The sequence below is a fragment of the Mesotoga infera genome (assembly GCA_011045915.1).
Lineage (GTDB): Bacteria > Thermotogota > Thermotogae > Petrotogales > Kosmotogaceae > Mesotoga > Mesotoga infera_D.
In genome coordinates, this window is sequence record DSBT01000181.1 from 1 (window position 1) to 10480 (window position 10480).

General features: G+C 45.4%; 12 protein-coding genes. 7 read left to right on the plus strand and 5 right to left on the minus strand.

All coding sequences use genetic code 11. From position 1 onward, the window contains the following. From ENN47_06820 to ENN47_06830, 3 genes are all read right to left on the minus strand, one after another. Window positions 1–222, minus strand: a 222-nt coding sequence (locus ENN47_06820) for a DUF4345 domain-containing protein (GenBank protein ID HDP77880.1), incomplete at its 3' end; no start/stop codon positions are given. A 144-nt stretch (window positions 223–366) separates the two neighbouring features. After that, window positions 367–897, minus strand: a complete 531-nt coding sequence (locus ENN47_06825; GenBank protein HDP77881.1) for a DUF1211 domain-containing protein — start codon at window positions 895–897, stop codon at window positions 367–369. Window positions 898–909: 12 nt separating this feature from the next. Further along, a complete protein-coding gene (locus tag ENN47_06830) occupies window positions 910–1536 on the minus strand; it encodes an NAD-dependent epimerase/dehydratase family protein (protein HDP77882.1) in 627 nt (208 codons plus the stop codon). 282 nt (window positions 1537–1818) lie between these two features. Between ENN47_06830 and ENN47_06835 the strand changes: the two genes are divergently transcribed. The 3 genes from ENN47_06835 (at window position 1819) to ENN47_06845 (ending at window position 3900) form a co-directional block, all read left to right on the plus strand. Further along, the gene (locus ENN47_06835) at window positions 1819–2208 is read left to right on the plus strand and encodes a hypothetical protein (protein HDP77883.1); all 390 of its coding nucleotides are present in this window, start codon (window positions 1819–1821) and stop codon (window positions 2206–2208) included. A 35-nt stretch (window positions 2209–2243) separates the two neighbouring features. After that, window positions 2244–3065 (plus strand): AAC(3) family N-acetyltransferase, encoded by an 822-nt coding sequence (locus tag ENN47_06840; protein HDP77884.1) that lies wholly within the window; start codon window positions 2244–2246, stop codon window positions 3063–3065. An 88-nt stretch (window positions 3066–3153) separates the two neighbouring features. After that, window positions 3154–3900: a 2,3-diphosphoglycerate-dependent phosphoglycerate mutase gene (locus ENN47_06845; protein HDP77885.1), complete on the plus strand. Its 747-nt coding sequence runs from the start codon at window positions 3154–3156 to the stop codon at window positions 3898–3900. Window positions 3901–3959: 59 nt separating this feature from the next. Here the strand turns inward: ENN47_06845 and ENN47_06850 are convergent, their stop codons facing one another. Further along, window positions 3960–5306, minus strand: a complete 1347-nt coding sequence (locus ENN47_06850; protein ID HDP77886.1) for a pyridine nucleotide-disulfide oxidoreductase — start codon at window positions 5304–5306, stop codon at window positions 3960–3962. Between the two features lie 89 nt (window positions 5307–5395). On the opposite strand from ENN47_06850, the gene ENN47_06855 reads away from it, so the two are divergent. Continuing rightward, entirely contained in the window at window positions 5396–6631 is a 1236-nt protein-coding gene (locus ENN47_06855; GenBank protein HDP77887.1) for a radical SAM protein, read from the plus strand. Here ENN47_06855 and ylqF read toward each other — a convergent pair. Next, window positions 6601–7437, minus strand: coding sequence for a ribosome biogenesis GTPase YlqF (gene ylqF / locus ENN47_06860; protein HDP77888.1), 837 nt, complete (start codon window positions 7435–7437; stop codon window positions 6601–6603). The two genes, ENN47_06855 and ylqF, sit on opposite strands and share 31 nt — an antisense overlap. 107 nt (window positions 7438–7544) lie before the next feature. Here ylqF and ENN47_06865 point away from each other — a divergent pair, with 107 nt between their 5' ends. Genes ENN47_06865 through pncA form a run of 3 tightly spaced genes read left to right on the plus strand, consistent with a single transcriptional unit; the run spans window position 7545 to window position 10084 of the window. Next, on the plus strand, window positions 7545–8396 hold the full coding sequence (locus ENN47_06865; GenBank protein HDP77889.1) for a DUF4438 domain-containing protein: 852 nt from the start codon (window positions 7545–7547) through the stop codon (window positions 8394–8396). Window positions 8397–8425: 29 nt separating this feature from the next. After that, entirely contained in the window at window positions 8426–9451 is a 1026-nt protein-coding gene (locus ENN47_06870) for a hypothetical protein (GenBank protein HDP77890.1), read from the plus strand. A 24-nt stretch (window positions 9452–9475) separates the two neighbouring features. Then, window positions 9476–10084 (plus strand): bifunctional nicotinamidase/pyrazinamidase, encoded by a 609-nt coding sequence (gene pncA, locus ENN47_06875; GenBank protein ID HDP77891.1) that lies wholly within the window; start codon window positions 9476–9478, stop codon window positions 10082–10084. Window positions 10085–10480 lie beyond the last annotated feature (396 nt).

The window sequence follows — 10480 nt, forward strand, 5'->3', positions numbered from 1 at the left end:
AAAAATGAAAGCGATCGCGGAGCCAAGAAGAATTATTGGTGCAATCCCTAGACCGATGAAAGCGCCTCCCATGATCGCCTTTATCTCCGTTCTTCCTCTGGCATTTCCAGCTGAGAATTCTGCCAGTTTAGCGTAAGATTCCGGTCTTAATACTATGTAGACGCCAATGACGGAAGTAAGGATTGCTATAATGAACCTAATGATAGTAAACGCTATCTCGATCGCCTCCCAAAGTTATATAAACATTCTATCAATCGTTGATGTTAATCAGTATTACCTGCGGATAAAGAACATTCTGAAGAATATGACAAGATAGACAGTGTTGCTCCATATTGGAGTAAGTAAGCAAAGAGACTGCTATACCAATCAGTGGAACGAATATTTGGAAAACATAAATCTTTCGATAGTAAACCAAATCAATGCTCTGGAGAACTTCCTCGCGAATGAGATCCGTGTTTCTCTGTTTCTCATCAAATACTCCCATTGAATGAAGGCTATTATTTCCAAAACAAGAATGTTGAAGTGAAAAAGAATCTCTGCAAATTCGAATTCACTGTAATCTCCTAGAAGGGAAGTAGTAAAGGGAACCGTAGTAACAAAAAAGAGATTCAGCAAACTGAGCCAAAGATGCTTATAATCAGTGTTCTTAAGAATGTGTGTTCTTCTGATAGTAGAGATCCAGATTGAACCAATCACAAAGAAAGATATGAAGTAGCTCAGAAATTCATAATTCTTGCCGAAGACAAACTTCACCAAATCGCTTTGATCTGCAATCTGAGCTCTGGTTGGCACCTCAAGTGATAGGACGAGAATAGTCATAGCTATGGCAAAAACGCCATCGGTAAGAGCCTCTATCCTGTTAACATGTATTTCGGGACCAGAAATCCCCCTATTCAAGCTATCTCCTTGCTAATAAGCAATGCCAACCCTCTTCTGAGAATACTCAGAAGTGAACAACTGCTTGAAAGCAAATTCAGCTACATCCTGAACAGAGATCTTCTCTCCATTTTCAGGAAGAAAATCTGCAGAAACCCTGTAACTCTGATTTCCTTCAGAAAAGGACATGAAGGGCGGGCAAACAACAACCCAGTCAAGTTCAGAAGTCTTCAGGATTTCAAATGCATCCAGGAATTCTCTCGAAGACTTTTTCAGATACTGAGGATAGTTCGGGGAATCAAGCCTGAGCTCTCTAGGGGACAGCTGCAAAATACCTGAATTGGCTATAGAAACTATTTTATCGACTTCGGCATCTCTCGCGCCATTTACTATGTTTCTTGTAGCTACCGCTAGAGTATCATTCACGCTACCTGAATTATCTGGACCCAGAGCGCTGATAATAGCGTCTTGACCCCTGATTGCGTCCCTTACGCTCTGACTGTTGAAAACATCTCCTTGGAAGATCCTTAGATTCTCTTTTCGCACAGTTAACTTGGAGACGTTCCCAACGAAAATTGTGACTATGTGATTATCGTTCAAGGCCCTATCAAGAATGACCCTACCCACTCTTCCGGTACCGCCAAAAATAATTATCTTCAAGTCGGTTTACCCCCTTTCAACTATCTCTATAACAATAATATAGACTCTCATGTCCAAAACCAAACGGAGATAGTTAATGCAGCCCCATTATTGAAATCGGAAAGCCAGTTATTTGAAACATGAGGCTCATGACTTTCCCTTCAATTATACATCTACTCAAATCGTCCCAATTAAATGTTATTACAGTCCCAAATTTCAGCTCTATCAGCGGCCCTAAGAACGACATCTGGGCTGAATTCGGTTATAATTTATCTACTAGAGACTACTACGGAGGTAATGATTTTGAAACTTATCGATGTAGGTCGCTACTTGACAGTTCTTGGAATGATCGGGCTTGTAATCTTGACGCTCTGCCTCGCTGGATTCGACAGCTATGAGAGCAAGACTCTCTATGCAGGAGATTCTGGAAAGAGTTTTGCCACTGTCCTTCTCCGGCCTGGCCAAAAGCTAAGAGTGCGGATGGACGAGAAAATTATGATCGGCAACAGCGCGTATCTAGTAGTGGAAAGGGACGGAGAAGAAGTCACCAATTTGGCCGATGATTGGGAACAAACAAGTAATGAATTGATCTTTGAAGGCAATGGAGAGTATAGCTTGAAAGTCATTTTCGAGGACTCTTCTGCAGACAGAAGAAGCGCGGAGATTGAGATCAAATGGTTGATCGTGAATTGATCAACTTCATTGTGATCGATTTTCGGGAGTACTAAATGGAGGAAGCCGAAGCAGTAAAAATGAGCAATAACGGGCCGGTAACTTCGAAGAGTCTGATCTCCGACCTTAAACAACTTGGAGTAAAAAGAGGAATGGTATTGTTGGTGCATTCCTCTCTGAGCAAACTAGGTTGGGTCTGTGGCGGTGCCGTTGCTGTAGTGAAGGCACTTGAAACGATTCTGGACGAGGATGGAACACTGGTTATGCCGGCTCATTCCGGAGATCTCAGCGAGCCGTCTAACTGGTCAAATCCCCCGGTTCCGGAGAGCTGGTATGACACAATAAGAAGGACAATGCCCCCCTTCAACAGAGCCGAAACCCCTACCAGAGGAATGGGTGTAATCTCCGAGACCTTTAGAAAGATGAAGGGTGTCATCAGGAGCGATCACCCGCAGGTTTCTTTTACTGCTAGAGGCAAGAGAGCCTCTTACATAGTCGATAACCACGAATTGGAGTTTGGAATGGGAGAAGGATCACCTCTTGCCAGACTGTATGACCTAAATGCTTACATATTGCTCTTAGGGGTGAGTCATAAGAATAACAGCTCTTTACATCTTGCAGAGTACCGCGCCGATTTTCCATCTAGAAGACTTTGTAAAGACGGAGCCCCTATAAGCGAAAATGGAAAGAGAGTCTGGAGGGAGTTCGTTGACTACGAGCTAGATACGGATGACTTTGAAACGATAGGAAGGGCTTTCGAAGAAGCCTTTTCACCAATTGTCAACAGAGGAGTTGTCGGATATGGAAAAGCACTTTTGATTCCCCAGGTAGAGTTGGTGGATTTCGCGGTTGAATGGATGACAAAGAACCGAAAGTAAGACCATGGACTATTTCGAAAGAATGACTGATCTGCCCCAATTTGAGGAATAGTTTATAATGTAGGAGATATAAGGAAGGAGGAGAAATATGACCAAACTCGTACTGGTAAGACATGGAGAAAGCACATGGAACAAAGAGAACCGCTTCACTGGCTGGACCGATGTTGATCTCTCAGAAAAGGGCAGAGAGGAAGCAAAGAAAGCCGGGAAAGTACTGAAGGCCGATGGATACGATTTCGATCTTGCATATACTTCAGTTCTAAAGAGGGCAATAAGAACCTTATGGTACATAATGGACGAAATGGATTTCATGTGGATTCCGGTGATTAGAGACTGGAGGCTGAACGAGAGACATTACGGAGCCCTTCAGGGTCTTAACAAAGCCGAAACCGCTGCAAAACACGGCGAGGAACAGGTGAAGATCTGGAGGAGAAGCTATGATATTCAGCCGCCTGCGCTCGAAGAGAGTGACGAGAGGTTTCCCGGGCATGACCCGAAATACAGGTCTCTTTCAGACGAAGAACTCCCCAGAACCGAGTGTCTTAAGGACACTGTAGCAAGATTCCTGCCACTTTGGAAAAATGAGATATCAACAGAGATAAGGTCTGGAAAGAAAGTGCTAATTGTAGCCCACGGAAACAGCCTTCGTGCACTGGTCAAATATCTGGACAATATTCCTGACGACGAGATCGTAGGATTGAACATTCCAACTGGAATACCTCTTGTTTACGAACTGAATGACGATCTAAAACCAATAGAGCATTACTATTTGGGCGATCCGGAAGAGATTGCAAAGGCACAGCAGGCAGTTGCGAATCAGGGGAAAGCAAAGTAATATCAGTCAACATAAAGAGAAGCTACCCTCTGGGTAGCTTCTTCTATTTGTAGTGTTTCTTATTCCTTTCTCAAGTTCATATGAGCGTTTTCAGCTGCAAGAGTCAACGGATAGGCAGTGGGGGCGGCCGTAAGGAGCGGATGGGAACCGATTTGCATCGTAAGAAAATCGTTCACGGTTATTCCTTTCTGTAGACCGAGACCGATAATATTGACCATCTCTCCAACGCTCTTTCCGCCTGCCATCTGCGCGCCAAGAAGAATTCCGCTCTCCTTGGAGAAGATCATCTTGACAAAGATTTCCGACTTGTCGGGAAGCGAACCGGGGTGTCTATCTATTCCCTTTGCAATCCCAACCACGTAATCAAAGTTCTCCATCTTTGCCGTACACTCCGTGAGTCCCGCGGCGGCGATCGTTAAACCTGCTACTGAAGTGGAGAATACTCCGAGATTTCCGTGATTCTCCCTTACCATCTTGAGGCTGAAAAGGTTCGAACCGGCAACTCTTGCCTCAAAAGCAGCTGTGGACGCCAGCATCAGTCTACTTGGCTTTCTCGTGAAGAAGCACTTGTGTTCGACGCAGTCACCAGCGGCAAAGACATCGTCAACACTGGTTCTCATGTATTCATCGGCCCATATTCCACCGGTTATACCCCTGTGAACGGGGATATTTTCCAAAAGCTTCACGTTCGGTCTGTAACCTATTGCAAGTATCACCATATCTGCTTCGATTTCTTCACCGTTGTCAAGTATAACTCCGGAGACCTTGTCCTCTCCCTTGATCTCACAGAGCTTCATTCCGGTGCGCAGTCTCATGCCTTTCTTCTCGAGTCGTTCGCTTACCATGGTTCCAAATTCCCTGTCAAAAGCTGCCATAAGTATCTGGTCAACGGCTTCTACAAGGTAGACTTCCTTGCCGTCGGAGAGGATCTCGTCAGAAACCTCAACTCCAATGAAGCCCCCACCAACGACTACTACTTTTTTCGCCGATTTGGTGGCAGCATATACGGTCTTCAAATACTCTTTGTCCTTTGCTATAGTGAAAACACCTGGAAGCTTACTGCCCTTTATTGGAGGAAATATTGGTTGTGAACCTGTGGTGATAACCAGCTTCTCATATTCGATAGACTCCCCACCGGAGAGCTTAACCATTTTGGAATCAGTGCTAATCTCACTTACTTCATCGAAAATAAAATCGATTCCCAGATCCTGAGCACCTTTTATCGGCATGGTATTGGCGTCTACAGTCGGAAAAGTATGGAATATGTAAGGAATTCCACATGGTACTACACCTTCTCGTTCCTTTCTAATTACAACTACGCTCTTGTCAGGATAGGTTTTCTTTGCCGTTGTCGCCGTAACAATACCGGCAGGACCCCCTCCCACTATTACTACGTCCTTTTTCATGTAACACCTCCAGATAGGATGAGATATATGCTCAGAACATATATTATATTAGCATACTTTAAGTACTAAGATGGAGCGGGAGGACAAAAATGGGTCTGACCGAAAGAGTCATGGAACTTGGTAAAAGGCTGTTCAGAATAGAGGAAGTAGATGGTAGAGGCCCGATGGCTTTCGATACACCGCCTGGGTTATATATTCATGTACCATTTTGTCCAGATTTCTGCGGCTTCTGTCCCTACAACAAAATCAAATACGACTCCAAATTGACCGGTAACTATCTGATCGCTTTGAAACGAGAAGCCGATCTGGAGAGGATCGGATATTTCAGTTCTATATACATCGGAGGCGGAACCCCATCCTATGACCTTGAACTACTAAATGGGATCGTCTCCCATTTCAGAGAAATGACTTCTGGTGAAATCGCTCTTGAAGTACACCCGGCAGATGCTTCCAGTAAGAGGCTCGAGAAGATTAGAGAGATTGGCGTTAACTTCGTCAGCCTTGGGATACAGTCCTTCGACGATTACACTTTGAACTCTATGGGTCGGAAGAGACAGGATTCAGGCGTTTCGCTGAATTCGATAGCCGAGACTACCTCGGCGGGCTTTGACTTTGTTGACGTAGATTTGATCTTCGATTACCAGCTTGAGCGAAGAAGAATTGTAGAGGATCTCAAGACGGCGATTTCTTACGGTCCGGAACAGGTATCTGTCTATCCAATGATGCGCTTCACGGATACAGCTTACAAAAGCACTAAGAACGATCCCGAGAAGGAACTGGATATACTGGAAGAGTTGGAAAACACCGCTCTCTCAAATGGTTACATCAGGGATTCCCTTTGGACTTTCAAGAAGGTGGATGAGGGGAGAAAATACAGCTCCGTCTCACGTGAATTCTTTATGGGAATTGGTACGAGCGCCTCTTCCTTCAATGGAAAGGAGTTTCGAACTAACACCTTTTCGCTTGAAGAATACTTCTCATTTCTCGATACCGGGAAGCTTCCTGTCCGCAAGACGATCAAGATGAAAAAATTCTCGGCGATCCTCTATTACTCTTTCTGGGCGCTTTATGGTGGTCAACTAGATCTCAGCCGTGTTGAAGAACTCTTTGGAAGACTTCCGCTGAGGATGGGATGCCTCCTTAACTCGGCAACTGCAAGAGGCTATCTACAAAGAGAGAAAGAAATCATCAAACCAACGATGAGTGGCGTAAGGAAACTCCACATAATCGAAGAATGGCTGACCTACAATTTTATCGATCAAATATGGACCGATTTGAGAAGAGAAGCAAGAGATCACTCCGTTTCAAGTGAATCGCTACTGTAAAAGCTTTCGGGATCTTCGAAAGAAAATCTGCCTGCCTTCCCGGCAGCGACCTCCCTGAGAAAAGTGTGGGCTCCTCTGGTTGTGTCGAGCGCCCCCTGTCTGGCAAGGTAGTTTCTTCTTCTGCAGAACTTCTCGACAAACTCCTCTCCATCGGCGAATTTCTCACCGAGGTAATCCTCAATGGGAACCTCGCCATATCTTTCGACAACTAAGGAAAGCACCCTTTCGAAGGCGTCAAGCGGATCAAATTTCTCGTACGGTAGGGAACCTACCGCCAAAAGTTTCGTCGTTACGTGCCGAGAGCGAAGTTCAGAGTATAGAATTCCCGGCGTGTCGAGAACGGCAATACTTTGAGAGACATTTATCCACTGGACTCCACGCGTTATTCCCGGTCTATTTCCAACGGCCAATGATTTCTTGCCTTTGAGTCTGTTTATAAAGGTAGACTTTCCAACGTTAGGCATTCCGACAACCATGAACCTCTTCTCGTAAAACCTGCTTTTCAATAGAGGTACGATTTCTCTGATTATGAAATTCCTGGCGTCTGTTGATCTCAATGAAGCCTCTACAACTCCGCTTCCCTGTGCTTTGAAATACTCTTTCCACATGGAAGTGATCTCAGGATCGGCCAGGTCGGACTTGTTCAGAACGACAATGCGCTGTTTGTTCTGAAACAATCGTTCTGCTTCATAGGCCCTGCTTGAGAGAGGAATTCTAGCATCAAGCAGCTCGACTACTCCATCTACGGACTTAATGTAGTTCTGAATCTGCCTTTTTGCTTTCTGAATGTGCCCCGGATAATACATATGACGACCTCCAGCGTGGATTATATCACGGTTCGACCAACGTTCTTCAGTTGATATAATGTATATGTACTATATGCTAACAAAAACACCGAATGGAGGAGAAGGCATTGAAGACAAACAAAGCTTTTGTAGTGAAGATCTCTGTCTCTGGCGAAGTTGCACATCCACTAAGGAGAAGCCCTTTTAGACTTGAAGTCGATGGGACTCCAAGACTTTTCCCGGGTACTGGAGGCATCACCTATAACTTCGCTCTTGGAGACAGTGCTTTCAAGATGGTTGGCGACCATGTTGAGCCAGATGTCTCGACAAAGAACTCAGAAGCTGATAAGAATTTAGCATATGTCGGTTATTCCTGTATAGGAAATTCAGCCACTTTAATCAGCGGAGATGCAAAGGGAGAGAAGGGAATAGTCATAGGCAAGCATGGCGGTATAAATCATGTCTTGATCCACTTCAAAGAAGACATAAAGAATAAGATGGCGATCGGAGACAAGATACAGGTTGTTGGATTCGGTCAGGGATTGGTGCTTGAAGATCATCCCTCGATAAGGGTTTACAATATCGATCCAGAACTACTCGATAGAATTCCCCTTGAAGAAGGAGAAGGAAAGATCCACTTCCCGGTAAGGGCAATAGTACCCGGTTATCTCATGGGTTCCGGCTCAGGATCGGGAGATCCTTCCGGTGGCGACTACGACATCATCACAAATGACAGGGCACTCATAAAGAAAGTCGGTCTCGACAGGCTTAGAATAGGCGATTTTGTAGCCCTCGAAAATCACAACGATTCTTTCGGACTTGGAGGTTATATGGAGGGCTCCGTTACTATCGGAGTAGTTGTGCACGGAGACTGTATAATTACCGGTCACGGCCCCGGCGTAACGGTAGTAATGGCCGACGGCAAGGGCATAATAATACCGGAAATAAGCGAAAGATCAAACGTAATCGACTTCATCTGACAGTCCGGACAGAATTGTCAAAACGATGAATGGAGGAAAAGATGAGCGGATTCAGACCGGAAGTCTGGGTTACGAGCAAAGAACTTGTATCTCAGGAATCTCTTGGCAAGATGATCGAAAAACTCGAGGGGATCAATCCCGTTAGGGCCTATATACAGGTTGTGAACCGCGCCGACTCTTACTACTCCTCGAATATTCTCCCTCCCGCCGAAGAATTGGCTCAAGATTTCGATGCACTTCAGATGATCATAGAAGAGGCTTGCGAAAGGGAGTTCAGGATTTCGGCCTGGATGAATGTAAACCTTGTTTGGGGTTTTGGAAAGCAAAGGCACTTTTCGGAAAGCCATATTTTGAATAGGCAACCGGAATGGATCACAGTAGATGAGAGCGGCACTTCTATGCTTGAGTATCAATCCAGCAGCCTGGAAGAAGTATTCGGACCCTATATAGATCCCGGAATCCCAGATGTGAGAGAATTCACTGCCCAAATTGCTTCTGAAATCTCAAATTACGATGTGGAAGAGGTTCATCTTGACTTCATAAGGTACCCGTTCAAAAGCTTCGGCTACAATCCGCTTGCTCTGGCTGAATACAGAAAGTGGCTCAACAAAGAAGAACTTACCGAAAGTAAGAAAAGCTTCGATAGCTACAGAATTCTTTCCATAACGAGACAGGTCTCGATGATCTCTGAAGTCGTCAGAGCCAAAGGGAAAAAGGTATCGTGCGCAGTCTACGATGATTATTCGGAAAGAGCTGTAAGTGAGCGTCTGCAGCCCTGGCTAGAATGGCTTAAGAGCGGGTTGATTGATTCGGCCGTCGTTATGGCATATGGAAAGGAGCCAGATGAAGTCTTGTCGAGGGTGGAGAAGATCCGAAGTCTTCATGGATCGCTGAAGAATATTAGAATTGGACTTGGAGCATTTAACTACGTAGGTCGCTGGGCCGAGTTTGTCGAACTCATGAAGAGTGTTGAAAAGCTAGAACCGGACGGGATCACGCTTTTTGCCCTTAGCTCAGTTGATGAAGAACTCCGTGAAAGGCTAAGAGTGCTATAGAGATCTGAAAGCGAGGCGATTGAGATGCGCAAGGCACTTCTAGTCGTTGATGTTCAGAACGACTTCTATGAAACAGGTGCATTACCCGTAAGTGATGCGAGCAAAATCAACGAAGTGGTGAACAGAACAATGAAAGACCCCGCATACAAAGTGATAGTTGCAGGCCAAGACTGGCACCCATCAAATCACATGAGCTTTGCAGTCAATCACGGGAAAGAACCCTTCACGCCGTTTGACAACGGGAAAGGGATCGGCCCCGTCTTGTGGCCTGTTCACTGTCAACAAGGGACCCACGGAGCTGAATTCAATCAAGAAATACAGAGTTACCGCTTCGACTACATAGTAAGAAAGGGAACTCACCCCCATGTCGACAGCTACTCGATCTTCAGAGAAAATGACGGTACAGAACTTGGAACCGATGGGCTGCTAAGAGCTCTCGGCATAGAAGAACTAGACATTTGCGGGCTGGCTCTTGATTACTGCCTCAAATACACTGTTCACGATGCTCTCATGGCCGGCTTCAAGATAAATGTAATAATAAACGGAACAAAAGGGGTTGAAGCTAGCCAGGGCGATGTTCAGAGAACTGTAGAGGAATTCAGGAACGCGGGAGTGGAACTGATCGAGAGATGAGTTATGAGAACGGGGTTGGGGGTTGCGGGTTCGTGGTAGGAAGAGCAGCAAAACTGGTTCACCGTTCTCTGAGGAGAATCTGTTATTCCAGAGCGAGGATCTGTTCTTCGTTACTGGTCAAAATCGTAAAGCAAGAGCATCCAGGTTCCGACCAGGAGCTTTGTCGGAATGACGGAATCTATCCTTTTCGGAATAATCATTCGCTGTCATCCCGAACTTGTTTCGGGATCTGGGCTTCTGAAAGACCTGGGGGAGGTTGCAGGTTTGAGGTTGAAAAAGGCCTTCAGATAGGGGTTCTGAATCAAGTTCAGAATGAAGGATGTAACGTTCTCGGAATAATCCAGGCTGACTACCTTTTTCTGAACCGCTTCCCCGCGAAGCGGAAATGCCCTTTGC

Excerpts from the sequence above, each read along its gene's own strand:
- ENN47_06850 (HDP77886.1), bottom strand. The coding sequence starts at position 5,306 with ATGAAAAAGGACGTAGTAATAGTGGGAGGGGGTCCTGCCGGTATTGTT.
- ENN47_06840 (HDP77884.1), top strand. The coding sequence starts at position 2,244 with ATGGAGGAAGCCGAAGCAGTAAAAATGAGCAATAACGGGCCGGTAACT.
- ylqF (HDP77888.1), bottom strand. The coding sequence starts at position 7,437 with ATGTATTATCCGGGGCACATTCAGAAAGCAAAAAGGCAGATTCAGAAC.
- ENN47_06845 (HDP77885.1), top strand. The coding sequence starts at position 3,154 with ATGACCAAACTCGTACTGGTAAGACATGGAGAAAGCACATGGAACAAA.
- pncA (HDP77891.1), top strand. The coding sequence starts at position 9,476 with ATGCGCAAGGCACTTCTAGTCGTTGATGTTCAGAACGACTTCTATGAA.
- ENN47_06870 (HDP77890.1), top strand. The coding sequence starts at position 8,426 with ATGGAGGAAAAGATGAGCGGATTCAGACCGGAAGTCTGGGTTACGAGC.
- ENN47_06855 (HDP77887.1), top strand. The coding sequence starts at position 5,396 with ATGGGTCTGACCGAAAGAGTCATGGAACTTGGTAAAAGGCTGTTCAGA.